This window comes from Massilia sp. P2_C2 (assembly GCF_056404615.1).
This window is the reverse complement of sequence record NZ_JBFUDR010000014.1, coordinates 15,490-41,598: the sequence shown is the minus strand read 5'-3', so window position 1 is coordinate 41,598 and position 26,109 is coordinate 15,490. Positions and strand designations below refer to the sequence as shown.

At 66.2% G+C, this 26,109-nt stretch carries 24 protein-coding genes; 16 read left to right on the top strand and 8 right to left on the bottom strand.

What is annotated here, in order from left to right:
* Positions 1 to 74: 74 nt before the first annotated feature.
* The 3 genes from AC1DYX_RS03310 to AC1DYX_RS03300 form a co-directional block, all read right to left on the bottom strand.
* Positions 75 to 1,874, bottom strand: coding sequence for an ABC transporter ATP-binding protein (locus AC1DYX_RS03310; RefSeq protein ID WP_477256234.1), 1,800 nt, complete (start codon positions 1,872 to 1,874; stop codon positions 75 to 77).
* Positions 1,864 to 3,615: an ABC transporter ATP-binding protein gene (locus AC1DYX_RS03305; RefSeq protein WP_477256232.1), complete on the bottom strand. Its 1,752-nt coding sequence runs from the start codon at positions 3,613 to 3,615 to the stop codon at positions 1,864 to 1,866. The genes AC1DYX_RS03310 and AC1DYX_RS03305 overlap by 11 nt, the downstream gene beginning before the upstream one ends.
* A gap of 156 nt (positions 3,616 to 3,771) precedes the next feature.
* Positions 3,772 to 4,650, bottom strand: coding sequence for a phasin family protein (locus AC1DYX_RS03300; RefSeq protein ID WP_477256230.1), 879 nt, complete (start codon positions 4,648 to 4,650; stop codon positions 3,772 to 3,774).
* A gap of 211 nt (positions 4,651 to 4,861) precedes the next feature.
* On the opposite strand from AC1DYX_RS03300, the gene AC1DYX_RS03295 reads away from it, so the two are divergent.
* The 7 genes from AC1DYX_RS03295 (at position 4,862) to AC1DYX_RS03265 (ending at position 8,764) form a co-directional block, all read left to right on the top strand.
* A complete protein-coding gene (locus AC1DYX_RS03295) occupies positions 4,862 to 6,136 on the top strand; it encodes an amidohydrolase family protein (RefSeq protein WP_477256228.1) in 1,275 nt (424 codons plus the stop codon).
* 204 nt (positions 6,137 to 6,340) lie between these two features.
* Positions 6,341 to 6,823 (top strand): N-acetyltransferase family protein, encoded by a 483-nt coding sequence (locus AC1DYX_RS03290; RefSeq protein ID WP_477256226.1) that lies wholly within the window; start codon positions 6,341 to 6,343, stop codon positions 6,821 to 6,823.
* A 5-nt stretch (positions 6,824 to 6,828) separates the two neighbouring features.
* A complete protein-coding gene (locus AC1DYX_RS03285) occupies positions 6,829 to 7,338 on the top strand; it encodes a GNAT family N-acetyltransferase (RefSeq protein ID WP_477256224.1) in 510 nt (169 codons plus the stop codon).
* Between the two features lie 158 nt (positions 7,339 to 7,496).
* Positions 7,497 to 7,748, top strand: coding sequence for an AbrB/MazE/SpoVT family DNA-binding domain-containing protein (locus AC1DYX_RS03280; protein WP_477256222.1), 252 nt, complete (start codon positions 7,497 to 7,499; stop codon positions 7,746 to 7,748).
* Positions 7,742 to 8,092, top strand: a complete 351-nt coding sequence (locus tag AC1DYX_RS03275) for a type II toxin-antitoxin system ChpB family toxin (RefSeq protein WP_477256220.1) — start codon at positions 7,742 to 7,744, stop codon at positions 8,090 to 8,092. Before AC1DYX_RS03280 ends, AC1DYX_RS03275 begins: the two co-directional genes overlap by 7 nt.
* A gap of 48 nt (positions 8,093 to 8,140) precedes the next feature.
* On the top strand, positions 8,141 to 8,476 hold the full coding sequence (locus AC1DYX_RS03270) for a hypothetical protein (RefSeq protein WP_477256218.1): 336 nt from the start codon (positions 8,141 to 8,143) through the stop codon (positions 8,474 to 8,476).
* A gap of 54 nt (positions 8,477 to 8,530) precedes the next feature.
* Positions 8,531 to 8,764, top strand: coding sequence for a hypothetical protein (locus tag AC1DYX_RS03265; protein WP_477256216.1), 234 nt, complete (start codon positions 8,531 to 8,533; stop codon positions 8,762 to 8,764).
* Positions 8,765 to 8,842: 78 nt separating this feature from the next.
* Here the strand turns inward: AC1DYX_RS03265 and AC1DYX_RS03260 are convergent, their stop codons facing one another.
* Both AC1DYX_RS03260 and AC1DYX_RS03255 read right to left on the bottom strand, forming a co-directional pair.
* Positions 8,843 to 9,925 (bottom strand): alpha/beta hydrolase, encoded by a 1,083-nt coding sequence (locus AC1DYX_RS03260; protein WP_477256214.1) that lies wholly within the window; start codon positions 9,923 to 9,925, stop codon positions 8,843 to 8,845.
* On the bottom strand, positions 9,922 to 10,647 hold the full coding sequence (locus AC1DYX_RS03255) for a hypothetical protein (protein WP_477256212.1): 726 nt from the start codon (positions 10,645 to 10,647) through the stop codon (positions 9,922 to 9,924). The genes AC1DYX_RS03260 and AC1DYX_RS03255 overlap by 4 nt, the downstream gene beginning before the upstream one ends.
* A gap of 33 nt (positions 10,648 to 10,680) precedes the next feature.
* Here AC1DYX_RS03255 and AC1DYX_RS03250 point away from each other — a divergent pair, with 33 nt between their 5' ends.
* The 5 genes from AC1DYX_RS03250 to AC1DYX_RS03230 all read left to right on the top strand — a co-directional run bounded on the left by AC1DYX_RS03250 (position 10,681) and on the right by AC1DYX_RS03230 (position 17,246).
* Positions 10,681 to 11,118 carry a hypothetical protein gene (locus tag AC1DYX_RS03250; RefSeq protein WP_477256210.1) on the top strand — a complete coding sequence of 146 codons (438 nt, stop codon included), beginning with the start codon at positions 10,681 to 10,683 and terminating at the stop codon, positions 11,116 to 11,118.
* Positions 11,119 to 11,315: 197 nt separating this feature from the next.
* Complete coding sequence (locus tag AC1DYX_RS03245) at positions 11,316 to 13,100, top strand: DEAD/DEAH box helicase (protein ID WP_477256208.1); 1,785 nt, start codon at positions 11,316 to 11,318, stop codon at positions 13,098 to 13,100.
* Between the two features lie 371 nt (positions 13,101 to 13,471).
* Positions 13,472 to 13,825 (top strand): MFS transporter, encoded by a 354-nt coding sequence (locus AC1DYX_RS03240; protein ID WP_477256206.1) that lies wholly within the window; start codon positions 13,472 to 13,474, stop codon positions 13,823 to 13,825.
* Positions 13,826 to 13,895: 70 nt separating this feature from the next.
* The gene (locus AC1DYX_RS03235; RefSeq protein WP_477256204.1) at positions 13,896 to 15,536 is read left to right on the top strand and encodes an alpha-D-glucose phosphate-specific phosphoglucomutase; all 1,641 of its coding nucleotides are present in this window, start codon (positions 13,896 to 13,898) and stop codon (positions 15,534 to 15,536) included.
* A 27-nt stretch (positions 15,537 to 15,563) separates the two neighbouring features.
* A complete protein-coding gene (locus tag AC1DYX_RS03230) occupies positions 15,564 to 17,246 on the top strand; it encodes an alpha-amylase family glycosyl hydrolase (RefSeq protein ID WP_477256202.1) in 1,683 nt (560 codons plus the stop codon).
* Between the two features lie 100 nt (positions 17,247 to 17,346).
* On the opposite strand, the gene AC1DYX_RS03225 is transcribed toward AC1DYX_RS03230, so the two are convergent.
* Positions 17,347 to 17,946 carry a response regulator transcription factor gene (locus AC1DYX_RS03225; RefSeq protein ID WP_477256200.1) on the bottom strand — a complete coding sequence of 200 codons (600 nt, stop codon included), beginning with the start codon at positions 17,944 to 17,946 and terminating at the stop codon, positions 17,347 to 17,349.
* Positions 17,943 to 20,081 carry a sensor histidine kinase gene (locus AC1DYX_RS03220; RefSeq protein ID WP_477256198.1) on the bottom strand — a complete coding sequence of 713 codons (2,139 nt, stop codon included), beginning with the start codon at positions 20,079 to 20,081 and terminating at the stop codon, positions 17,943 to 17,945. The genes AC1DYX_RS03225 and AC1DYX_RS03220 overlap by 4 nt, the downstream gene beginning before the upstream one ends.
* 164 nt (positions 20,082 to 20,245) lie before the next feature.
* Here AC1DYX_RS03220 and AC1DYX_RS03215 point away from each other — a divergent pair, with 164 nt between their 5' ends.
* The 3 genes from AC1DYX_RS03215 (at position 20,246) to AC1DYX_RS03205 (ending at position 24,529) form a co-directional block, all read left to right on the top strand.
* On the top strand, positions 20,246 to 21,604 hold the full coding sequence (locus AC1DYX_RS03215; RefSeq protein ID WP_477256196.1) for an MFS transporter: 1,359 nt from the start codon (positions 20,246 to 20,248) through the stop codon (positions 21,602 to 21,604).
* A 190-nt stretch (positions 21,605 to 21,794) separates the two neighbouring features.
* Positions 21,795 to 23,666 (top strand): glucokinase, encoded by a 1,872-nt coding sequence (locus tag AC1DYX_RS03210; protein ID WP_477256194.1) that lies wholly within the window; start codon positions 21,795 to 21,797, stop codon positions 23,664 to 23,666.
* Positions 23,667 to 23,677: 11 nt separating this feature from the next.
* On the top strand, positions 23,678 to 24,529 hold the full coding sequence (locus AC1DYX_RS03205) for a DMT family transporter (RefSeq protein ID WP_477256192.1): 852 nt from the start codon (positions 23,678 to 23,680) through the stop codon (positions 24,527 to 24,529).
* A gap of 67 nt (positions 24,530 to 24,596) precedes the next feature.
* Here the strand turns inward: AC1DYX_RS03205 and AC1DYX_RS03200 are convergent, their stop codons facing one another.
* A complete protein-coding gene (locus AC1DYX_RS03200; RefSeq protein ID WP_477256190.1) occupies positions 24,597 to 25,142 on the bottom strand; it encodes a GNAT family N-acetyltransferase in 546 nt (181 codons plus the stop codon).
* A gap of 204 nt (positions 25,143 to 25,346) precedes the next feature.
* Here AC1DYX_RS03200 and AC1DYX_RS03195 point away from each other — a divergent pair, with 204 nt between their 5' ends.
* The gene (locus tag AC1DYX_RS03195; RefSeq protein ID WP_477256188.1) at positions 25,347 to 25,826 is read left to right on the top strand and encodes a group II intron maturase-specific domain-containing protein; all 480 of its coding nucleotides are present in this window, start codon (positions 25,347 to 25,349) and stop codon (positions 25,824 to 25,826) included.
* Positions 25,827 to 26,109 lie beyond the last annotated feature (283 nt).

The window sequence follows — 26,109 nt, the reverse complement described above, 5'->3', positions numbered from 1 at the left end:
ATCACGCACTGTGCCCACGCGTGAAGCATGCGGTTTGTCGGCGTTACGCGTGGGCACGGGGTGCCCACCCTACATCAGACGCTCAGCTGCTGTAGTAAATAAAGCCGCTGGTACAGGCCGCCTTCGATGCGCATCAGCTCATCGTGGCTGCCGGCTTCGCTGATGCGGCCGTGGTTCAGCACGACGATGCGGTCGGCGTCGCGGATCGTCGACAGACGGTGCGCGATGGCGACGATCGTGACCTGGCCGCGCAATTCGTCGAGCGCCTGCTGCACGATCTGCTCCGTCTGGCTGTCGATGCGCGACGTGGCTTCGTCCAGCAGCAGGATGCGCGGCCGGCCGGAGAGGGCGCGCGCGATGGCGATCAGCTGCTTCTGGCCGGACGACAGCCGCGAGCCGCCTTCGCCCAGCGGCGTGTCGTAGCCATCTTCCAGCCGCATGATGAAGTCGTGCGCGTGCGCCGCGCGCGCGGCGGCCTCGATGGCGTCCTGCGGCAGGCCGCGGCCCATGTCGATGTTCTCGCGCGCCGATGCCGCGAGCAGGAAGGGATCCTGCGGCACAAGGCCGACTTCCGCGCGGAAGCGCTCGTTGCCGATGGCCGCCAGCGGTTCGCCGAACAGGGCAATCGTGCCCTGCTCGAATGGGTAGTAGCGCAGCAGCAGCGACAGCAGCGTGGACTTGCCGCTGCCCGTGTGGCCGACGATGCCGAAGAAGGCGCCCTGCGGGATGTCGAGCGACAGGTCGTGCAGCACCGTCTGGCCTTGCACGTAGCCGAAGGAGAGGCCGCGCACGCGCACGGCCGGGACGTCGATGGCGACCGGCCGCCGCGGAGGTGAGCCGGGATTCGCCGCGCGGTTCGTCGCATGCTCCGGCGCGCCGGCTTCGTCCAGCAGCGTGGCCACGCGCGCCGTCGCGACGACGGCCTGCTGCAGGCCGGAGAACTGCATCGTGATCTGGATGAGCGGTTCGACGACCCGCGCGATATAGCTGATGAACGCGTACAGCACCCCGACCTCGACCGCGTTCATGCTGCGCTGCCCGAAGCTGAAGATGACGACGGCCAGCAGGACCACGTTGAGGAAGTCGAGCGCGGGCCGCAGCAGGAAGGCGTTGGCGCGCAGCTCGGCCACGCGCGCCGTGTAGTGCTGATCGTTGGTGTGGGCGAAGCGCTGGCCGAAGCGGTGCTGCGCGTTGTTTGCCTGCAGCACGCTCATGCCGCCGATGGATTCCGCCATCTGGCCGTTGATGTCGCTGCGCAGCGCCCGCGCGCGCGTGACGGCGGGGGCGGACAGGCGCTGGTACAGCCACACGATGCCCAGCACGGCCGGCACGAGCGCCAGCACGATCACCATCAGGCGCCAGTCCAGCCAGGCCATCGCGATCGATGTGCCGACCAGGACGATGCTGGAATCGAGGATCACGAACAGCACCTGGATGTACAGCGTCTTGACGGCCTCGGTGTCGTTGGTGACGCGGCTCACGAGCTGGCCCGTGATCGCGCGGTCGAAGAAGGCCATGGGCAGGCGCAGCACGTGGCCGTAAACCCATTCGCGCAGGCGCTGCACGGCGCGCATAGCCATACCGGACAATCGGACCAGCTGCAGGAAGCGCAGCCACGACGCGGCCCATCCCGTGAGGAGCACGCCGGCCAGCAGCCAGGCCATGCGCGGCCAGTCGAGGTGGTGCGGCAGCAGGTGGTCGTCGATCAGCTTCTTGCCGAGCAGGGGCCCCAGCACTTCCAGGGCGGCCGCGAGGATGAGCCACAGGGTTGCCCAGACGAGGTGGTTGCGGTCCGGATGCGCGGCGCGGCGCAGCAGGCCGGCTGCCTGGCGCGCCTGCGCCGAGGTGACACTCTTCACGGTTTCAGATGGCATCGAGGCTGGCCTCCAGTTGCTGGTAGCGCCACTGGCTGGCGTACCAGCCGTCCAGGGCGAGCAGTTCGTCGTGCGTGCCGCGTTCGACGATGCGGCCTTCGCGCAGCACGACGATCAGGTCGGCCTTCACGACGGCCGACAGGCGGTGGCTGGCGATGATGGCCGACAGTTCCGGACGTGCGCGGCGCACGTCGTCCAGGTGGTCGAGGATGTTCGTTTCCGTGCCCGTGTCGACGGCCGACAGCGCGTCGTCGAGCAGCAGCAGGGCGCTCTCGGCCAGCAGTGCGCGCGCGATCGCCACGCGCTGGCGCTGTCCGCCCGACAGGGTGATGCCTTTTTCGCCGACGGGCGTGTCGTAGCCGTCCGGGAAGCGCAGGATGTCGTCGTGGATCGCCGCCATGCGCGCCGCCTGCTCGATCTCGGCGCGCGACGCGCCCGGGTTCCCGAGGGCGATGTTTTCCGCGATCGACGCCGAGAACAGGAACGATTCCTGCGGCACCCAGCTGACGTGGGCGCGCAGCGTGGCGAGCGTGTATTCGTCCAGCGCGTGCCCGCCCCACGAGACGCGGCCGTGCTGCGGCGTGGCCTGGCGCAGCAGCACGCGCAGCAGCGTGGACTTGCCCGCGCCGGTGGCGCCGACGAGACCCAGCGTCCGGCCCGGCGCCAGGCGCAGCGAGACGTCGTCCAGCGCGGGACGCGCGTCGCCGCCATAGGTGAAGCGGACGTGGTCCAGCACGAGCGGGCCGCGCCCCAGTTCCTGCAGCGTGCCGTGGTCGTCGACGGTCAATGGCGCATCGAGCAGCGGCTGCAGGCGCGCCAGCGCGGCGCGTCCGCGCTCGATCAGCGACAGCACCCAGCCGGCCGCGAACATCGGCCAGATCAGCTGGCCCAGGTACATGGAGAAACTCGTCAGGCTGCCGATCGTGATCTGGCCCTGCCACACGAGATAGCCGCCGAGGCCCAGCGTGAGCCCGGTGGCCGCAGTCAGCGTGAGGCCGACGGCCGGCTCGTATGCGGCTTCCCATTTCTGGGCCGAGAGGCTGGCGTCGGCGGCGCGCGCGGCCAGTTGCGCGAACTGGTTGGCGCTGCGCTGTTCCAGGCCGAGCGCGCGCAGGGTGCGCACGCCGGACAGCGTTTCCTGCACGTGGTCGTTGAGCGCGGAGAAGCGCTTCAGCGAATCCGTGGACGCCGTGTGGATGTGGCCCGAGATGCGCCAGAACGCGAGCGCCATCAGCGGAAACGGCAGCAGGGCGATCAGGGTCAGGCGCCAGTCGACGCCGAGGAACATGATGCCCAGCACCATGACGAGCGTGAGGGTGCCGTCGAAGCCGGCCAGCAGCGCCTCGCCGGCCGCCTGCTCGATGGCGTCGATGTCGTTGGTGGCCAGTGCCATCAGGTCGCCCGTGCGCTGGCGCTGGAAGAATGCCGGCCCCTGCGCCGCCAGCCGCTCGTACAGCTTCGTTCTCAGCTCCACGCCGAGCCGGTACGACGCGGAATACAGGCGCAGGCGCCAAGCGACGCGCAGCACGTAGATCGCGAGGCCGAGCCCGAGCAACTGGAAGAGCTGGATGACGAGATCATGCCCGGCGAGGCGGTGCGCGGCCAGGCCGTCGATCATGGCGCCAACCTTGCGCGGCACGAGCACCGTGCACAGGGCCACGCCGAACAGCATCACCGCCGACGACGCATAGGAACGCCAGTGCCGGCGTACGAAGCCGCCGATCAGCCTTGCCAAACCCATGGGAGATCCTGTTCTTGTTGTTGAGCGAAAAAAGAAAAAGCGGGCCGAAGCCCGCTAATTTACTATTTTTGCCGAATTCGTGCTGCGGATGCCAACATGACGCGGACGTCACGCGTGGGCACAGGGTGCCCACGCGTGACGTTCATTCGATGCGCGTTATTTCTTGCGCGGGTTGCGGGCGGATTTGCCACCCTGCGTCACCACGCGCAGCGGCTGCGCTCCCTCGGCCGGCGCGACGATCGGCAGGTCGACCTGCGGGCCGGCTTCCAGCGGCACGGTCGATGCGATCGGATGCTCGGCGGCGGGCGGCTTCGGTGCGGCCTTGTTCAGGGCCTTGGCCACCGGCTTGGCCTTGGCCGGCGGCACGTCGTCGGCAATGGCCGTGTCCACCGGATCGGGCGTCGGTGCCGGCGGCTCCGCGGCGGCCAGCGGTTCCGCCGAGGCAGCGACCGGTTCGGCCGGCGCGGGAGCCGGCGCGGCAGCCGGTGCCGGCGGTTCGGCCTGAGCGGCTTCCCCGGCGCGGGCCACGGCCTGCTGGCCCGCATCCAGCGCGGCCTCGGCCAGTGCGCTGCCGGTATCGACGGCGGCGCGGGCGATCTCGCTGCCCACCGTGGTGGCATCGGCCGTCGCGATGGCCGCCTGTTCCATCAGCAGCGGCACGGACGTCGGCACGTTCGCCGTCGCGGCGGGCACCAGTTGTRGCGGATTCAGCGCGGAGGCCGGGTCCGTGGTCCAGGTGCGTTCGTGGGTGCCGGTGGCAATGCCCAGCAGTTCACGGCCGTAGGAAAAGAATTGCTGCCACTGGCCCTGGGCCGTTGAACCGATGGCGACCAGGTCGCGCGGATTCGTAACTTCGAGTAATTGCTTGAAAGTGCCCGTCGCTTGTTCCACCGACGCACGGGACGTCTTCATATTAAGTGCAATCAGTTGTTCGGCACTGTCCAGTGCGCGTTTGCTCAAGGCGCGGAACACATCGAGCTGGGCTTCCCATTGGGACTTGCGGACGGCGGACAACTGTTCGGAAAGTGAAGTCATCTGAGTTCCTTGTCTTTCAGGTTTATGACCGTATGGTTTATGACGCACTGCAATAAGATTAGTGTAAAGGTGTTCATGCGGGATGAAAAGTAAATTCTATGTTGTTTTTATAAGGAAATCTTGCGGTGCAGCATTGTGGTTTGATATTTATCATTGACAAGATGATCATCGTGGTAATCTGATGTGATCGGAACGCAACAGGAGCCAACGCATGGATCTCATCCTCCGCAACGCCACCCTGGCCGACGGCCGCCGGGTCGACATCGCCATCGAGGGTGGCTGCATCGCGGCCGTGGAACCCGTCTTGACGCAACGCGGCAGCCGCGAGATCGACGTGGGCGGCGACCTCGTCATACCGCCTTTCGTCGACGCCCATTTCCACATGGATGCCACGCTCAGTTATGGTTTGCCGCGCGTGAACGCGTCCGGCACCTTGCTCGAAGGTATCGCGCTGTGGGGCGAGCTGAAGCCGCAACTGGCGCAGGACGCGCTCGTCGAACGCGCCCTGCAGTATTGCGACTGGGCCGTGGGGCGCGGGCTGCTGGCGATCCGCAGCCACGTGGACGTGTGCGACGACCGCCTGCTGGCGGTGGAGGCATTGCTCGACGTCAAGCGCCGCGTCGCGCCTTACCTCGACCTGCAACTGGTCGCGTTCCCGCAGGATGGCCTGTTGCGCAGCAGGACGGCGCTGGACAACCTCAAGCGCGCGATCCGCATGGGCGTGGACGTCGTCGGCGGCATCCCGCATTTCGAGCGCACGATGGCGGACGGTGCCGAGTCCGTGCGCATCCTGTGCGAATACGCGGCGGAGCAGGGCCTGATGGTCGACATGCATTGCGACGAAAGCGACGACCCGTTGTCGCGCCACATCGAGACGCTTGCCGCCGAGACCTTGCGCCTGGGCTTGCAGGGCCGTGTCGCAGGCTCGCACCTGACCTCGATGCATTCGATGGACAATTACTATGTGAGCAAGCTGCTGCCGCTGATGGCGGAATCGGGCGTGGCCGCCATCGCGAATCCCCTGATCAACATCACCCTGCAGGGCCGCCACGACACGTATCCGAAGCGGCGCGGCATGACCCGCGTACCGGAACTGCTGGCGGCCGGCGTGCCGGTGGCGTTCGGGCACGATTGCGTGATGGACCCGTGGTACGGCCTCGGCTCCGGCGACATGCTGGAAGTGGCACACATGGGGCTGCACGTCGCGCAGATGACGGGCCAGGCCGCCATGCGGCAATGCTTCGAGGCCATCACGGAAACGCCCGCCCGCATCCTCGGGCTGCAGGGTTATGGCATCGCGCCGGGCTGCCGTGCCGACCTCGTCTGGCTCGACGCCGCCGACCCCGTCGAGGCGATCCGCCTGCGCGCGGCGCGCCGGCTCGTGCTGCGCGGCGGGGAAGTCGTCAGCGAGGCGCCGCCCGCGCGCGCAACCCTGCGCCTGCCGGGACGGCCGGAGAAGGTGGATTTCCGGCTGGAGCGGCGCTAGGCAGGCATGCCCGCCAGTGACGCGTGGCACGAAACTTTTCCTGCTTTCATTGAACAGAAATTTTCTACGCCCAGTCACCGGAACGGCAGCCGTGCGGCCGAAAGCCAAGGTAAAATCTTGCGCTTTCGATACATACATCACCCGGCAGGTCACGCAGTGAAAGACATCCAGATTCGCCCAGCTACTGAGACTGATTTCAATGCTATGTGGACCATCTTCCAGGCCCATGCGGCCGAGGGCGAGACCTATGCCCAGGATGCCGGCATCAGTCGCGAGGAAACCTACGACTACTGGTTCGCGCCGGCAGCGTCGACCTATGTCGCCGTGCGCTGCGAGGAGCGCATCCTCGGGATGTACAAGCTGCAGCCCAATCATGTGGGACGCGGCGCGCATGTGGCGAATGCATCGTACATGGTGAGTCCGAACGCGCAGGGCGTGGGCGTTGGCCACCTGCTCGGCGAGCACAGCATCGGCGAGGCGCGGCGCCAGGGCTACCTGGCCATGCAGTTCAACTTCGTCGTCAGTACCAACAATCCCGCGATCCATTTGTGGAAGCGGCTCGGCTTTTCCATCGTCGGCACGCTGCCCAAGGCCTATCGCCACCGCCGGCTCGGCTACGTCGACGCCTATGTGATGTACAAGCTGCTCGAGGATCCGGCGCGCTGGCCCCTGCCGGACGAAGACTGAAGGTCGTGGACATCCTCGCGACGCCGCGCCTGCGCCTGCGCACGGTCGTCCCCGGCGATGCCGATTTCTACCTGGCGCTCGTCAACGATCCCGGCTTTCTCGAACACATCGGCGACCGCGGCATCCGCACCCGCGACGATGCCATCCGGGCGCTGATCGAAGGGCCGATCGCCATGCAGGAGATGCGCGGCCACTCGCTCTATGTCGTCGAACTGAAGGACCTGGGCGTGCCGGTCGGCATGTGCGGCCTCATCAAGCGCGAGACGCTGGACGGCGTCGACATCGGCTATGCCTACCTGCAGCGCTACTGCGGCAACGGATATGCCTACGAGGCCGGCATGGCCGTGCTGCGCCTCGCGCCCGTGCTGGGCATCAAGCGCGTGCTGGCCATCACGTCGCCCAATAACATCGCCTCGAACGGGCTGCTGCGCAAGATGGGCATGCGGTTCGAGCGATTCGTTCACCTGCTGCCGGACGATGCGGGCAGTAATTTGTACAGCCTGGATGTCGGGTAGGGCTGTTGTCGAACACGAGGGTGGTGCGGCGCCTGCGCACGATGCGCCGCGGCTGAGGAGATGTTCCGAACGGTGCTGGAAGTCGTATCTACATTGTAGAATTCGCTTGTCTGAACAACCTTCGGGTAATACAATGTATCTACATTGGAGGTGTAGCTATGGAACTCTCGATTCAAAAATGGGGCAATAGTGCCGCTGTCCGACTGCCGTCTACTTTGCTGAGTCAACTAGGCGTTGCGCTTGGCGACAAACTGAGCGCTGACATGCAACCGGARGGGCTGGTATTGCGGCCGGCTCGCAAAGCCTACTCGCTCGCCGACCTGATGGCGCAATGTGATCTGAAGGCGGCGCCTCCTGCAGACGCGGCGGGGTGGGAAGGTAGCAAACCAGTAGGCCAAGAAGTATGGTGAGGCGTACCACGTTCAACCGTGGGGATATCGTTCGCGTGAATCTCAACCCAACTGTTGGGCGGGAACAGCAAGGCGACTTTCGTCCCGCTCTTGTACTCTCGCCGGCCGCGTTTAATCTCATGGGGGTGGCGTTGGTGGCCCCAATTACCCAAGGCGGCGATTTCGCCCGTTATGCGGGCTTCGCAGTGCCGCTAAGCGGATCGGGCACCGAGACTCAGGGTGTCGCGCTGGTGAATATGATCCGTACGATGGACCTGGCCGCCCGCGGAGCTAAGAAAATCGAAGCAGCACCTGATTTCGTGGTCGAGGATGCACTTGCGCGATTACGGGCCATTCTTGAGTAAGGAAAACAAGGCCGTGTTGGCTGAAGCCAAAAAGGAGGGAAAAATACGATGCTGACGGCACTGCCTGTACAACTCTATCAACCAGATGACAAAGATGCCGCTGGCACTTGGCTGCACGAACAGAGGCGACAGGGGCTTGTTGCCGCAGTATTTCTTTATGCGAATCCTTCAGGAGCCACCGAGCATTGCTGGGGCACTCTTTTCACGTGTATGCCCATGAATACCGGGATCACGCTCGCGTGCCATGAAGCCTTGAAGAAGAACTATCACATTCAAGTGTTTGTTCAGGGCGAGCAGATTGCCTTGTGGCTCAAGGACTCTGACATCGAAGCTGCTTGCAAGCTACTTGCAAGTGGAATCCAACCTTCCAGCGGCAGGAAATAGGAAAAGCGCCGCGTGCGCCCGACAGCCAGCCGGTAGCTGGCAAGGATAAAAACAGTGGACATTACTGAGCTTTTGGACGAACGAGACGCTGCTAACAACAAGTCGAACACGCTGAATGCGAACCTCGGGTCGAAAGGCACGAATGAGGCGTATGACAAAGCGCAAGGCAATCGTGGTAAGCAGATGAACCCGAACTGGCGTCACGATCAAGGTAGATCTGGTGCGCCAGATGACGAAGAATTGGACGATGGCGGTGATGTCTACGGCCCGGTCGGCGGCGCAGACTGACCTCGGAAAACACATGAACACATTGGCAGCAAGGATCAGCCACGCAGGCGAACGATCGGGCCAGCATGCCGCCCCGGATCACTGCCGCGTCGCCCCCCACGGAAAGAACCAGGTAAGCGGCTTGTCCACGCGCGCGCCCCACGACGCCTCGTTGTGGCGCGCGCCCTCGGCCTTGTAGAACATCAGGTCGTCCGTTTCGCGGTAGCCTTTGGCCAGCATGGCGTCGCGCATCTTCGTCGTGTCGTCCAGGCCGTCGTCGCGGGTGCCGGCGTCGAGGTAGAACTTGACGGGCACGTGGTCCGCCACCTTCGCGAGCAGCGCGCCGTTGTTCCACCAGAACGAACTGGAAACGCCGCCCGCCTTCGAAAAGATGTCCGGGTGGCGCTGCGCGATCAGCACCGACGCGATGCCGCCCAGCGACGAGCCCATGATCGCCGTCGTGGCCTTGCCGGGCAGGGTGCGCCAGGTGCGGTCGACGTACGGCTTCACCGTCTCCACGATGAACGCGTCGTAGGCGCTCAACTTGCCGCCGCCGTATTTCGGATCGCAGCAGGGCGTGTATTCGGGGATGCGGTCGGGCGTGTTGTCGATGCCGACGACGATCACCTCGTCCATCACGCCGGTCGCGACGAGGCGGTTGACCGTCTCGTCCACGCCCCATTCGACGCCGTACGAGGCCGTCTTCGCATCGAACAGGTTCTGGCCGTCGTGCATGTACAGCACCGGGTAGCGCTTGGCGGCGTTTTCCTGGTAGCTGGGCGGGAGATAGATGCGCAGCGCGCGCTTGTTGTTCAGCTGCGGCGACGCGAAGTCCGGCACGACCGTCACCTTGCCGAACGGCGCGCCGAAGAACGGGTAGATGTCGACGGTCGCACCGGCCGGCAGCCGGTACACGCCGCCGATCGACACCTTGTCCGCGCCCAGCGCGGGCTTCATCTGGATGTCGCCCAGCGCGTCCGGCCACGTGAACGTCCACACGTTCACCGGGCCGCCCTCGGGCGTGGCGGGCACGCCCTGCGACCAGCCGGCGGCGCCCTTGTCGGCCCGGATCTGGATGCCCTCCYTGCCGGCCGCGTAGTGCACGCGCACGGTGGTCGCGCCCGCGTGCGCCTGGGCCAGCAGCCCGGCCGCCAGCGATGCGGCGATTGCGAATCGTTTCATGGTGTCGTTCCGTTGATACGCAGCAGCCGCACGCCGTAGATGTCGAAGCGGTTCGACGGTCCGTCGACGCCGCCCGCGGCGCTGAAGCTGGCGTTGCTGCTCAAATAGCTCATGTTGTAGAAATCGCTCATCTCGATCCGGTACGCCACGTTCGCCTTCAGGCGCGCGGCCAGTGGGGTCGAATACACGGTCGGGGTGTTCGCCTTGTCGATGCGCGCATGCGGCAGCTGCACGACACCCTCGGCGACGATGCGGCCCGACGCATCCTTGAGCGCCAGCCATTTTACGCCACCGCTGATGCCCAGGTTCACCTGGTTGGCGCCATTGTGGTAGCGGACCTGCACGGCGTAGTCGCCGGCCGCCGGCACGCGCACGTCGCGCACCGTGAAGCGGTCGGAAGGCTGTCCCCAGTTCGCCAGGTGCGGTTCGGCGAAGCGCGCGTTCGCGGGCGCGAGCGCCACGCTGGCGTGCATGCGCGGATCCGTCGCGGCGATCGCCACGCCGGCATCCGCGCAGCGCGGCACGCTGTGGTGGCTGCGGTTGCCCGACGATGTGGTCTGCGCTTCGACGGCGTAACAGGATGCCGGGGTGTCGCCGCTGCGGTCCGTCCACGCGCCGGACCGCAGGCCCGATGCGGCCAGCCTGCCGTCGCGGTAGACGTTGTTCGTGATGCCCGGTTGGCTGTCGGCGGCGGCAATCGTCACCGTGGCGGCAAGCTGCAAGGCCTGGAACTGGCCGCTTCGGTACCGCCGGATATGTTCACCCCGGTCCTCTCCGGCTTTGGCATCACGGCCAACGCGGCGTTCACGACGAGCGAGATCTCGATCAAGAACCAGAGCTTCGGCGACATGAGCATCCCGCTGCCGGGCCTGTCGAAGCGCGTCTTCAACGTGACGGCGTACTACGAGAACAACGGCTTCTCGGCCCGTATCGCCCAGCGCTACCGCAGCGACTATGTGGCCGAGATCGGCGGCATCGGCGGCGCGACCGAACTGACGTTCACGAAGCCGGACCGCGTCGTCGACCTGCAGCTCGGCTACGACTTCGCGTCGGTCAAGGGCCTGTCCGTGTTGTTCCAGGTGAACAACCTGACGGATACGGCATTCCAGACCTACTCGGGTTCGACGGACCGTCCACGCGGCTACACGAAGTACGGCCGCCAGATGCTGTTCGGCTTTAACTACAAGCTGTAACCCGATTCCGGTTCGGTAGGGTGGGCACCACGTGCCCACGCGGACGCCTGCGTCATGCAACCGTCCGCGTGGGCGGAGGCCGCCCACCCTACGTGCATTTTGGATGCATTGTGCGCCCACGCGGACAAATAATCGTGAAGCCTGGCGTCCGAAGGAGTAAACTGGAGGTTTGCTTACGATTTTTAAATATTCTCTCCATGCAAGACACACAGCTCCAGACGTTCGCCGATCTCGATATCCCCGCACCCATCCTCAAGGCATTGAAGGAGGTCGGCTACGAGACGCCGTCGCCGATCCAGGCGGCCACCATTCCTCTCCTGATGGAGGGACGCGACGTGCTGGGGCAGGCGCAGACGGGTACCGGCAAGACTGCCGCGTTCGCGCTGCCCGTGCTGGCGCGCATCGACGTGAAGAATCCGGCCGTGCAGGCCCTCGTGCTCGCGCCCACGCGCGAGCTGGCGATCCAGGTCGCGGAAGCCTTCCAGAGCTATGCCGCGCACCTGAAGAATTTCCACGTGCTGCCGATCTACGGCGGCCAGAGCTACGGCCCGCAACTGTCCGCGCTGCGCCGCGGGGTGCAGGTCGTGGTCGGCACGCCGGGCCGCGTCATCGACCACCTCGACAAGGGTTCGCTCGACATCTCGCACCTGAAGACCCTCGTGCTGGACGAGGCCGACGAGATGCTGCGCATGGGCTTCATCGACGACGTCGAACGCATCCTGCAGGAGACGCCTGAAGGGCGCCAGACGGCGCTGTTCTCGGCCACGATGCCGCAGCAGATCAAGCGCATCGCCAAGACCTACCTGAACGAGCCGAGCGAGGTGACGGTCGCGGCCAAGACGACGACGGCCACCAACATCACCCAGCGCTACTGGCTCGTCGCGGGCCTGCAGAAGCTCGATGCACTGACCCGCATCCTGGAAGCGGAGCCGTTCGACGGCATGATCGTCTTCGCGCGCACGAAGCTCGGCACCGAGGAACTGGCGGCGAAACTGCAGGCGCGCGGCTTCGCGGCCGCCGCCATCAACGGCGACATGGCCCAGCAACAGCGCGAGCGCACGATCGAGCAGCTCAAGAACGGCAAGATCGACATCCTCGTCGCCACCGACGTGGCCGCGCGCGGCCTGGACGTCGAGCGCATCAGCCACGTGATCAACTACGACGTGCCGTCCGACCCGGAAAGCTACACGCACCGCATCGGCCGCACGGGCCGCGCGGGCCGCAGCGGCGACGCGATCCTGTTCATCACCCCGCGCGAGCGGGGCCTGCTGAAGGCCATCGAGCGCGCCACGCGCCAGCCGGTGGCGCCCCTGACGCTGCCGACCATCAAGGCCGTCAACGAGGTGCGCATCGCGAAATTCAAGGACCAGATCGCCGAGACGCTGGCCGCCGGCGGCCTGGACGTGTTCCGTTCCCTCATCGAAGACTACGAGCGCGAACAGAACGTGCCCGCGATCGACATCGCCGCCGCGCTGGCCAAGCTGTACCGTGGCGAAGAACCGCTGCTGCTGGAAAAGCCGGACCGTGAACCGAAGCCGGAATTCCGCGAGCGCGAGCGCGAGTCACGGGAGCCCCGTGAACAACGCGAGCCCCGCGGCGATTGGCGCGACGAGCGTGATGCGCGTCCCGTGCGCGCGGGCCGCGAGAGCTTCAAGAAGGAGCGTGTGATGCGTCCGCCGGAGCCGGGCATGGCCACGTACCGCATCGAGGTGGGCCACTTCCACGGCGTCAAGCCGGGCAATATCGTGGGCGCGATCGCCAACGAGGGCGGCATCGCCGCGCGCGACATCGGCCGCATCGAGATCTACGACGACTTCAGCACGCTCGACATGCCGGCCGACCTGCCGCAGGACCTGGTCGACCACCTCAAGAAGGTGTGGGTGGCGGGCCAGCAGCTGGGCATCACGCGCGACGGCGAGGAGCCGCCCGAGAAGAAGCCGGCCAAGCGCAAGTTCGCCGACAAGAAGCCCCGCAAATCGTAAAACGTTTCTTATACCGTTGGGTGGGGTGATTGATGCGGGGGCATCAATCACGTGCCCACGCGGACGTATGCGGCGTGTTGGCGTTAAGCGTGGGCACGGGGTGCCCACCCTACTGTTGTTTGACTACATTTTTGTCTTATCTAGGGGTTGTCCCCGTTGGCGCCCCGAAAATCCAATTTACTTTGCTACATGATGCAGCCTGGCAAACGTCCGGGCGCGTTAGGGGACACAGATGGAAATGCAAACTCATACGCTCAAGCCGCGGCTGACCTTCTGCAGCTGTAGAACATGAGCTTCGGCTTCTTTGGCATCCAGTTCGGCTTCGCGCTGCAGAACGTGAACACGAGCCGGATCTTCGCCACGCCACCTCCATGGACGACCTGGCCCTCGTGTGGCTGGCCGCGCCCGTCACGGGCCTGCTCGTGCAACCGGTGATCGGTTACCTTAGCGATAACACTTGGCACCCGACCTGGGGCCGCCGCCGTCCGTTCTTCTTCCTCGGCGCCGTACTGGCCGCGACGGCCCTGTTCCTGATGTCGAATTCCGCCGCCATCTGGATGGCCGTAGTCGTGCTGTGGGTGATGGATGCCTCGATCAACATCTCGATGGAGCCGTTCACGCGGTGTTTACGCTGGTGCTGGGCGGCGTCTCGATGGTCATCGCGGCCGTGCTCGCGCTGTTCGTCACCGACCGCAACGGCGCGGCCGCCCGGTAAGTTGAATTAAGCGGCGCCATACCCGGTGCGAGTGTCGTATCCTTACGGGTTTGATAACAGACCCCCGACAGGAGCACGATATGACGATTCAGACGATTGCGACAACCCCGTTCGCCGGGCAACGCCCCGGCACGTCCGGGCTGCGCAAGAAGGTGACGGAGTTCCAGCAGCCCGGCTACCTGGAAAACTTCGTCGAGGCCATCTTCCTGACGCTGGGCGCGCTGGGTGATGTGCAGGGCCGCACCCTGGTGCTCGGCGGCGACGGTCGCTATTTCAACCGCAACGCCATCCAGACGATCCTGCGCATGGCCGCCGCCCACGGCGTGGGCCGCGTGCTCGTGGGCCGCGGCGGCATCCTGTCGACGCCGGCCGTCAGCTGCGTGATCCGCAAGCGCGCCGCGCTCGGCGGCATCGTCCTCTCCGCCAGCCATAACCCCGGCGGCCCGGATGGCGACTTCGGCATCAAGTACAACATCGACAACGGCGGCCCGGCGCCGGAAAAAATCACCGACGCGATCTACGAACACACGACGACCCTGGGCTCGTACCGCATCAGCGACGCCGCCCCGGTCGACCTGGATAAGCTGGGCAGCATCCGCATCGAAGGCATGGAAGTGGAGGTGATCGATTCCGTCGCCGACTACGCCGAGCTGATGGCCGGCCTGTTCGACTTCGACGCCATCCGCGCCATGTTCCAGAGCGGCTTCACGATGCGCTTCGACGGCATGTACGCCGTCTCCGGTCCGTATGCGAAGGCCATCATCGAAGGCATGCTGGGTGCGCCCGCCGGCACCGTCATCAACGCCGAGCCGCTGGAAGATTTCGGCGGCCACCACCCGGATCCGAACCCCGTCAATGCGGCCGAACTGATCGCGCTGATGGACGGCCCGGACGCGCCCGATTTCGGCGCCGCGTCGGACGGCGACGGCGACCGCAACATGATCGTCGGCCGCAGGCTCCCGGTGTCGCCGTCGGACAGCCTCGCGATCATCGCCGCCAACGCGACCGTGGCCCCGGGCTACCGCGACGGCATCAAGGGCATCGCGCGTTCGATGCCGACGTCGCAGGCTGCCGACCGCGTCGCCGCCGCGCTGGGCGTCTCCTGCTTCGAGACCCCGACCGGCTGGAAGTACTTCGGCAACCTGCTCGACGCGGGCCTCGCCACCCTGTGCGGCGAAGAGAGCTACGGCACCGGCTCGATGCACATCCGCGAGAAGGATGGCGTGTGGGCCGTGCTGTTCTGGCTGAACCTGATCGCCGCGACCGGCAAGTCCGTGAACGAGATCGTGCAGGACCACTGGGCCCGCTTCGGCCGCAATTACTATTCGCGTCACGACTACGAAGCCGTGGACGCCGGCGCCGCCAACGCGATGATGGATGCGCTGCGCGCGGAACTCCCCGCGCTCGCGGGCCGGACGTTCGCAGACTACCGCGTCCAGCTGGCCGACGATTTCACCTACACCGACCCGGTCGACAATTCGGTTGCGTCCCGCCAGGGCGTGCGCATCATCATGACGGATGGTTCGCGCATCGTGCTGCGCCTGTCCGGCACCGGCACCGAGGGCGCGACCGTGCGCCTGTACCTGGAACGCTACGAAGCCGATCAGGCCCGCCACGACCTCGATACCCAGGAAGCGCTGGCGCCGCTGATCGCCATCGCGGAACAGGTATCGGGACTCAAGGCGCGCCTGGGGCGCGAACAGCCGAGCGTCGTGACCTGATTTTCCACCACCACCACAGGAGCCTGAATGAAACTCTCCGTTCTCGCCGCCTCCCTGATGCTTGCCATCGGCGCCGCCAAGGCCGCGCCGGACCTCTCGCCGGTCAAAGGCAAGCCGTTCACCTGGGATAACGCGACCGTCTACTTCCTCGTGATCGACCGCTTCAACAACGTCGATCCGTCGAACGACCACGTCTACGGCCGCAAGGATGACGCGGCCGTCGCGCGCGGCTTCATGGGCGGCGACCTGGCCGGCGTGACGGCGAAGATCAAGGAGGGCTATTTCACGGACCTGGGCGTGGACGCCCTGTGGATCTCGCCGCCGGTGGAACAGATCCACGCGTCCACCGACGAAGGCACGGGCGCGAGCTACGGCTTCCACGGCTACTGGGCGCGCGACTTCACCGCGGTCGACGCCAACCTCGGCACCGCGAAGGACGTGCGCGACCTGGTCGAGGCGGCGCACGCGCGCGGCATCCGCGTGCTGCTCGACGTCGTGATGAACCACACGGGGCCGGTCACCCGGGAAGATACCGTGTGGCCGTCCGACTGGGTGCGGACGGAGCCGGTCTGTAACTTCAAGGACGTCAAGGGCACGGTCGACTGCGCGCTCGTGAAGAACCTGCCGGACATCCGCACCGACAGCAACGCGAACGTCGCGCTGCCGCCTTTCCTCGTCGCGAAATGGAAGAAGGAAGGGCGCTACGACCGCGAAGTGAAGGAGCTGGACGACTTCTTCAAGCGCACGGGCTACCCGCGCGCACCGCGCTACTACCTGATGAAATGGCACGCCGACTGGGTGCGCAAGTACGGCTTCGACGGCTTCCGCGGCGACACCGTCAAGCACACGGAACCCGGCGTGTGGAAGGACCTGAAAAAGGTGGCGAGCCAGGCCTACGAGGACTGGAAGCGCACGCCGGCCGGCAAGCAGGGCATCGAGAAGATCGGCAACCTGCCGTTCTTCATGGTGGCCGAGGCGTTCGGCCATCCGATCTCGGACGGCCGCCAGTTCGCGTATGACGATGGCACGAAGGTCGATTATTACGACAACGGCTTCGACAGCATGATCAACTTCAGCCTGCCGAAAGACGCGGGCCAGGGTTACGAGGCGTTGTTCTCCAAATATTCGGGCCTGCTGAACGGCCCGTTGAAAGGCGTCACCGTGCTGAACTACCTCGACTCGCACGACGACGCCCACGCGTTCGACGCCATGCGCGCGCATCCGTTCGAGGAGGCGAACAAGCTGTTGCTGACGCCGGGCCAGGCCCAGGTCTACTACGGCGACGAGACGGCGCGCTTGCTGAAGATCGACGGCGCCGTGGGCGACGCCAACCTGCGTTCCTTCATGAACTGGGACCAGTTGAAGAACAATGCGAACGTGGGCCTGTATGGCGTGGCCGAGGTGCGCGACTACTGGGCGCGGCTGATCCGCTTCCGCCACGCGCACCCGGCCGTGGGCGCGGGCGTGCACCAGATGATCGCGTCTATCCCCTACACGTTCAAGCGCACGTACGACAAGAACGGCGTGAGCGACCGCGTCGTCGTCGCCCTCGGCCTGCCGCTGGACCACGCCGTCCCGATCTCCGTCGCCGGCGTGTTCACGGACGGCCAGACGGTGCGCGACGGGTACACGGGCAGGACGGCCATCGTTTCGGGCGGCAAGGTGCAGTTCGATATGCGCGCGCCCGTCGCGTTGATTTCGCAGGATTAAGCACAACGCCAACACAACGCAAACCTCCGCGTGGGCACGGGGTGCCCACCCTACGTGTATCGATTGCCGTAGGGTGGGCTCCCCGAGCCCACGCGTAACGTTAGCCGAGCCACGGATGGGCGGCCAGCCACCGCCCGAGTTCGTTGTCGTTCGCGCACTGCAGCTTGCTGAAGATATTCGCGCGATGCGTCTCCACCGAACGCGGCCCGCACGGCGGCACGAGCAGCCGCGCGATCTCCTTGTTCGGCTGACCGAGCCCCACGAGCCGCGCGACTTCCCGTTCGCGCGGCGTCAGCTCCGCCCACAATCGCAGCGCGTGGGCGCGGGCGCGGGCCTCGGCGATGGCGGTCGGCAGCTTGTCGAGCAGGCGGCCCGTGTCCGGCTTCTCCACCCAGTCCCACGCACCCTGGCGCACGGCTTCCAGCGCCGTCGGAATGTCGCCGTGGCCGGACAGGAACATCGTTACCAGCGGACTGTGGGCGGCGCGCAGGCGCTCGAACACGGCCAGCCCGCTCATCCCACCGAGCCGCAAGTCGAGGATCACGCAGCCCGGCTGGCCCATGTCGACGGCGTCGAGGAAGGCCTCGCCGGATTCGAACGCCTGCACCGCCAGGCCCTGCGAAAACAGCAGCAGGAGCAGTGACCGGCGCAGGGCTTCGTCGTCGTCGACGACGTACAGGGTCAATGGGATGTCTTTCATGGCACCGTGGGAAGCGTGAAGGAAAAGGCGGCGCCGCCGCCGGCATGATTCTCGACGGTCATGAAACCGCCATGGGCCTCGACGATCGTGCGGCAGATGTTCAGTCCGAGGCCCAGACCATCCGGCCGCGTCGTGAAGAAGGGCGCGAACACCTGTTCCAGCTGTTCCGGCGGGATGCCCGGTCCTTCATCGGCGACGAAGATGCGCACGCCTTGCTCGACCTTGCGCGTGACGAGGTCGATGTGCCCGCGTGGCCGGTCGTGCATGGCATGCATTGCGTTGTGAATCAGGTTGACGAGCACCTGTTCGAGCAGCACGCGGTCGCCGCGCACGCGCGCGTCACCGTCGTCCAGGTCGAGGCGCAGATTGACGCCGTCGCGCCGCAGTTCCGGCGTCAGCAGGGCCGCCGCGTGCGTGATGACGCCATCGACGGCGAGGACCTCGTACTGGGCCCGCTGCGGATTGATGAAGGCGCGCACGCGCTTGACGATCTCGCTGGCACGCTTGCTCTGCTCGACGATCTCGTCGAGCGCGCCGGCCAGCATGTCCGGCTGGCCCTGCGCGGCGAGCGCGCGCGCCGCGACGGCGAAATTCGACAACGCCATCAACGGCTGGTTGAGTTCGTGCGCCAGCGTCGACGCCATTTCGCCGACACTGGCGAGGCGCGCGCTGCGCTGCAGCCGCACTTCCTGGTCGCGCTGGCGGGCCTCGGCCTGCTTCTGCGCGGTGATGTCGACGACGGAGCTCATCCAGCCCCGGTGCACGCCCTGCGCGTCGACGAGCGGCGCGGTGTACACCATCGTGATCACGTCGTGGCCATCCTTGTGGCGGATGCGCGATTCGAAACCGTGCGGCGCGGCGCGGCCCTGCAGGGCGTCGTCGCTTTCCCGCGCCTGTTTTTCCAGGTCGTCCGGATGCCAGTACGGGTAGGGCGGCAGGCGGCCCAGCAGTTCTTCCGCGCTGTAGCCCACCATCGCGCACAGGGCCGGGTTGACGTAGATGATCCTGCCTTCCGGGTCGCGCGCGCGCATGCCCACGAGCAGGGAGTCTTCCATCGCCTTGCGGAACGCGTGCGCTTCTTCCAGGTCGCGCGTGCGTTCTTCGACGCGGCGTTCCAGCTCGATGCGCGCGGTCCGCTGCTCGATGAAGCGCTTTTCGCGCAGGCGCCAGTACTGCACGCCCAGCAGCAGCAGCGCCACGGCGAGGGTGGCGAGGATCAGCGCCAGCTGGCGCGCCTGCACGACTTCCTTCATGTCCGTCGTCACGGTCAGCGTCCACCCGAGTTCCGGCAGCTGCGTGTCGAGTGCGAGCAGGTCCATCGGGCGGCTTTGGGTGGACGTGTGCAGCACGGTCGTATGTAGCCCCAGGGCGGAGGTGCCGGCGCGGGTCTCGACCGTCCACGGCAGCACGGGAAAGCGCGTGCGGTTGCCGTACTGGCGATGGTCGGCGACCCAGCGCAGGTCGGCGGCGGACACGGGCCGGATCGCGTGGAACAGCCAGTCCGGCACGGCGGAGAGGAACACGATGCCGCGGCTGTCGCGCAGCACGACAGGGTCGGCGCCGCGCATCCACGCGGCCTGCAGCGGCTCCAGGCTGATCTTGACGACGATGACGCCGAGGATGGTCCCATCCGCGCGCACGGGTTCCGCGATGAACAGGCCGGACTGGCCCGTCGTGAGGCCGAGGCCATAGAAGATGCCGCGCCGGCCCTGCACCGCATCCTCGAAGTAGGGACGCTGGCGGTACGACTGGCCGACGAACGAGGAGGGCGTATCCCAGTTGCTGGCCGCGAGCGTCAGGCCCGTGCGGTCCACGAGGAACAGCGCGGCGGCGCCGGTCGTCGCCTGCAGATCGGCGAAGTAGTCGTTGACGCGCGCGCGCAGCGTGGCGTCGCGCGGCGCGCGCAGCAGGTCGCGCACGTCCGGGTGGCGCGACGCCGCATGCGGCAGGTAGTCGTGCTTTTCGACGAGGCCGCGCAGGCCCAGCGCGTGTGCGGCGGCAGCCTGGCGCAGGCCCTCCGTCTTCGTCTGCAGCTCGTGCCGCTCGGCCCAGTTGCCCGATGCCGCGACGACGGCCAGCGCACCGGCAGCCACGAGGATGCGGCGCCAGTGACGAAGAGTGGACAGGGAGGGCATGACACCAACGATAGCAGGTGCGCGCCGCGMTGGGAACCGCCTCCGTAATTTTACGGAGAAGGGCACGCCGATGTTGCGGATGTGCGCCGGCCCGTCGATTGCGATAGTGGACATCCAGGAACGGGAGGGTTTCAAGAATCTCCCGTCGATCAAAGGAGACATCCATGAGCACAACCATCAGCAAGACCGCGCAGGGCGTGCGCGGCGACGCCAACGCCAGCGAACGCATCTCCGGCAAGCGCCTCTCCGCCATCCTCGTCGGCTCGGCCGGCAACCTCGTCGAGTGGTTCGATTTCTACTGTTATTCCGCGTTCGCGCTGTACTTCGCGAGTTCGTTCTTCCCCGCCCAGGACCCGACGGCGCAGATGATGTCCACGGCGGGCATCTTCGCGCTGGGTTTCTTCGTGCGCCCGATCGGCGGCATCCTGTTCGGCCAGATCGGCGACCGGCTCGGCCGCAAGACGGCCCTGATGACGTCCGTGCTGCTGATGTGCTTCGGCTCCCTGCTGATCGCCTGCGCGCCCACCTATGCGTCGGCCGGCATCCTGTCGCCGTGCATCCTGCTGCTGGCGCGCCTGCTGCAAGGCCTCAGCCTGGGCGGCGAATACGGCGCCAGCGCGACCTACCTGTCCGAGATGGCGGACTCGAAACACCGCGGTTTCTACAGCAGCTTTCAGTACGTCACGCTGATCGGCGGCCAGCTGCTGGCGTTGCTGCTGCTGCTCGTGTTGCAGAACTTCCTGCTCGACGCCGGACAGTTGCGCGCCTGGGGCTGGCGCATCCCGTTCTTCGCCGGCGCCTGCCTCGCACTGCTGGCCCTGCGCATGCGCCACAACCTCCCGGAGACCGCTTCGTTCGAGGCCGCGCGCAAGGAAGCGGGCAAACGCGCCAAACCGATGGGCGGCCTGAAGCAGTTGATGCAGCATCCGCGCGAGGTGCTGCTCGTGATCGGCCTGACGATGGGCGGCACCCTGGCCTTCTACGTCTACACGACCTATATGCAGAAATTCCTGCGCCTGTCCGTCGGCCTGACGGATGCGCAGACCACCGCCGTCTCGGCCGCGTCGCTGCTGTTCGCCATGTGCCTGCAGCCGCTGTACGGCGCACTGTCGGACCGCGTCGGCCGTCGTCCGCTGCTGGTCGGCTTCGCGCTGCTGGGCACCCTGTTCACCGTGCCGCTGCTCACCGGCATCCGCAACGCCAGCGGCCCGTGGGAAGCGTTCGGCCTGATCGCCTGCGCATGGATCATCGTGTCCGGCTACACGTCGATCAACGCCCTCGTCAAGGCCGAGCTGTTCCCGGCCTCGATCCGCGCCACCGGCGTCGGCGTGCCGTATGCGTTCGCCGTATCCGTGTTCGGCGGCACGGCCGAGTACCTGGCGCTGTGGTTCAAGTCGGTCCACATGGAAAGCGGCTTCTACTGGTACACGACGGCCGTCATCGCCTGCACGCTCATCGTCTGCTGGTTCATGCGTGATACCAGCGCGCAATCGAAGATCGATGCCGAGGCGCGCGCGCAATAAGCGTCTATTCTGGTAGGGGGGGCGGCCTCCGCCCACGCGGACGTTCGCAATCCGCATACGTCACGCGTGGGCACGTGGTGCCCACCCTACCGTTGTAACCGACCGACTCGGCCGATAATCGCTTTTTGGTGCATTTCAATCAATGGTATCCTACGCGCAATTAGAGGAACCCTTCCCGAGAAGTGCCACCATGAAGCCTGCATCCGACACCGCACAGAAGCCAACCCGCGCGGCCTATGCCGACGGTCCGCGCCTGCTGGCCGACATCGGCGCGACCCATGCGCGCTTTGCGCTGGAGATCGCGCCGGGCGTGCTGCGCAACGTGGCCGTGCTGCTGTGCGACGACTACCCGGGCATCGTCCCGCTGCTGACCGTCTACCTGGCGCAGACCCTGGCCCATAGCAAGGGCGAGCGCATCAGCCATGCGGCATTCGCGCTGGCGAACCCGATCAGCGGCGACTACATCCGCATGACCAACCGCGACTGGCAGTTCTCGACGGAAGAGGTGCGGCGCACGCTCGGCCTGACCACACTGCTGATCGTGAACGACTTCACGGCGCTGGCGATGGCGCTGCCGGGCTTCAAGCCGGACGACCTGTTGCAAATCGGCGGCGGCAAGCCGGTGGCGAATGCCGTGGCCGGCGTGCTCGGTCCGGGCACGGGCCTGGGCGTATCGGGCGTGATCCCCACGCTGGACGGCTTCGTCACCCTCGGCAGCGAAGGCGGTCACGTCAACTTCGCCCCGGCCGACGAGCGCGAATTCGCGATCCTGCAATACGCCTGGCGCGAATGGCAGCACGTGTCGAACGAACGCCTGATCTCCGGCCCCGGCATGGAGATCATCTACCGCGCGCTGGCGCTGCGCAACGGCGTCGACGCGCCTGCCCGTGACGCCGCCGCCATCGCCACCGCGGCCTTGGAGCAAAAGGATCCGTTGTGCCTGGAAGTGCTGGAATGCTTCGCCGGCATGCTGGGCGGCGCGGCAGCGAACCTCGCCGTCACGCTCGGCGCATTCGGCGGCATCTTCATCGGCGGCGGCATCGTGCCGCGCATCGCCGAGTGGTTCAAGACGTCGCCGTTCCGCACGCGCTTCGAGGCCAAGGGCCGCTTCTCCAGCTACCTGGCGCAGATCCCGACCTATGTGATCATGACGCCGACGCCGGCGCTGTATGGCGTGTCGAGCATCCTGTCGGAACACCTGCGCAACCGCAGCGGCGCCAATACCTTGATGGAGCGCGTGCAGCACCTGCAGGCCGAACTGTCGCCGGCCGAGCAGCGCGTGGCGCATTTCGTAATCGAGCATCCGCGCAAGGTGTTGTCCGAGCCGATCGCCGAGATCGCGAAGCTGGCGGACGTGAGCCAGCCGACCGTGATCCGCTTCTGCCGCTCGATGGGTTTTTCCGGCCTGGCCGATTTCAAGCTGAAGTTCGCCGGCAGCCTGACAGGCACCATCCCCGTGCGCCACAGCCAGGTGCGCATGACGGACAGCACCCATGACCTGTCGGCGAAAGTCATCGACAACACCGTGTCCGCGATCCTGAAATTCCGCGACCAGCTCGACGTGAACTCGATCGACCGCGCCATCGACATCCTGCGCAAGGCCAAGCGCGTCGAGTTCTACGCGATGGGCAGTTCGCGCGTCGTGGCGCTGGACGGCCAGCATAAATTCTTCCGCTTCCGCATCCCGACGTCGTCGTATGGCGACTCGCACCTGTTCGCGCTGGCGGCCGAGCTGCTGGGGCCGGGCGATGTCGTCGTCGCCATCTCGACGACGGGCCAGCTGCCGGAACTGCTGGACGCCGTCGACGTGGCGCGCGCCGCCGGGGCCGACGTCATCGCCATCACGAGCAGCAAGTCGGCGCTGGCGCGCAAGGCCAACGTCTGCCTCGCCGTGGACCACAGCGAGGACAGCACGACGTTCCTGTCGATGATCTCGCGCATCCTGCAACTGCTCCTCATCGACATCATGGCGGTCGGCATCTCGCTCGGCCCGTCCGGCGAAGCCGCGGGCAACGGCGACAGCGAGCGCCGCCGCCTGCTGATCTCCCACCTCGACATCTGACCGGGGCCGGCATGGCGCGCGCGGCACCGGCCACGATCGCCCTGACTCTACTGGCGATGGCGGCCTTCGCGGCGAATTCGCTGCTGTGCCGGGCCGCGCTGCGTGACGCGCACATCGATCCCGCGACGTTTGGCGCCATCCGCGTGACGGCGGGCACACTCGTGCTGGCGATTGCCATGCGTCTGCGGTCGCGCCCGACGGCGCCTTCGGATTGGCGCGCGGCCGCCATGCTGTTCGTCTACGTGGGCGCATTCTCCTTTGCCTACCTCACGCTGCCGGCGGGCACCGGCGCGCTGATCCTGTTCGGCGCCGTCCAGCTGACGATGTTCGCCGTGGGCCTCGTGCGCGGCGAACGGTTTGCGCCACGCGGCTGGGCGGGTCTCGCGCTCGCGGTGGCGGGCTTCGTCGTGCTCGTGCTGCCGGGTGTCGCGGCGCCGCCGGCGGCAGGTGCCGCGCTGATGGCCGTCGCGGGCGTCGCCTGGGGCGCGTATTCGCTGCGCGGACGCGGCGTGCCGGATCCGTTCGCGGCGACCGCGTCCAATTTTTTGCGGGCCATGCCGCTGGCGCTGGTGCTGGGGCTTGTGTTCGTCGCGCGCGCGCATGCGGACCTTGCCGGGATCCTGCTCGCCATCGCTTCGGGCGCGTTGACGTCGGGGCTCGGCTACGTGATCTGGTATGCGGCGCTGCGCGGGTTGTCCTCACTGCAGGCGGCCAGCGTGCAGCTGTCGGTGCCTGTGATTGCGGCGGTCGCGGGCGCGCTGTGGCTGGATGAGGCGTTCACGGTGCGGCTGTTCGTTGCTGTCGTCGCGATTCTGGGTGGGATCGGGCTCGTGTTGACGGATCGGGCGCGCGGGCGGGTTTAGCACGGCGAATGCAATCTCGGATCGCTATCGTCGGGACCGGTAAGAACGGGCGTGGATGGCTTGCTTGTTATCCGATCGCCTTGCGCATCAGCACCAGGGGCACAGCCACTTGCCCACCCCCGAGCGACAGGCTCAGGTCGTGCACGGGCACGAAGCCATGTGCCGTGTACAGCGGCACGCCCGGCATGGTCGCTGTCAGTTCGAGTGAAGTGAAACCTGCCGCGAGTGCATGCCCGGTGCAGTGCTGCATGAGCATCGAGCCAAGACCCAGGCGCTCCATTCCCGGATCGACAAAAAAGGCGCGGATCCTGGCGGGCTCGGTGGCCGGGTCGAGAAGGCGATCCGGTGCGACCTTGTGCTTGTCGCCGCCGTAGGGCGTCGAACGCTTGCTCCAGCCACCGCAGGCGACGATGCGCGTCTTGTCTTCGATGGCGAAGTAGGTACCGTCCCGAATGAGCTGGGTGTCGACGCCGAACACCTCGTGCGTGACCGCGTGCGCCTGTTCACGCGTGTAAAAGCCGACGGATAATCCGATACCGGAACGTTCGATCAGCTTTTGAAGCTCGGGTATGTCAGCTGTCGTGGCGGTGCGGATCTTGAAATCAGTTCGCATTGGACCATTCTACAGGCATGTACCTGGTCGCCTTGGCCAGTACCGTCGGTGCTCGCATGGCGTCGTCGGGTTTGAAGGACCGCGTCCGGAGCGCGGGACCGGGATGTCTTGAGGCGGGCGTGTACAAGGCCGGTTTCTGCCTCTCGAGACAGTCTGTAACTTTTTAAACTCTGCAAGATGTAGGCGCCAACGGTGACGGAAACGATGATCAACGACATGATGACCGCGTATGCTGAGGACGCTGTCGATTTCGCCAGCCGTAACATCGGCGTATCTCTTGACTACACCCCGGAAAGTATTCAACAGGTTGAGGCCATGGCTGAACGCTTGCGCGACGCACGACCCAGTGGTTTCATCGGAAAGCTCATTCGCAAGGGGCTGACCGACGAGGAGGTCCATGACCTGACCGACTTCTCAAGGGTATGGCAAGAGACCACGGAACTGGTGGGTAAGTTGAATCGTGTGTTACGGGGCTGGGCGAATTACTTCAGTGTGGGAACCGTCAGCCGTGCGTATCGCGCGCTCGACAGCTACACCGCGACGCGGTTGCGCCGGTGGTTGCGCAACAAGCATAAGGTCAGGCGACGCAAGGGCGGGACATATCCCCTCTCGCACCTTTACGGGAACTTCGGTCTCGTACGCCTGAGCGCGCGAGGGCGCAGCCAGGCGTGGGCGAAGGCGTAGTGTCTTGTCCGAGAGCCGGATGCGGGAGATCTGCACGTCCGGTTCGATGAGCGGGATGTGGAAACGGGGTCGCGGATACTACCGCGCCACATCTCGACTCTACCGCTAGCAGCCTGCCGTGACAGTCCGAGAGTTTGTCTGTCCGGCCGCATGCTATGCTGGCTCGACCGGCCGCTATCCTATCGCTTGAATTATCGAGTATGTAATATCGGGGACTGCATTCACTGGACCTGCACAAGGTTTACATTTGATAACCGCTTCGACAGCACAGCGCGCATATTGG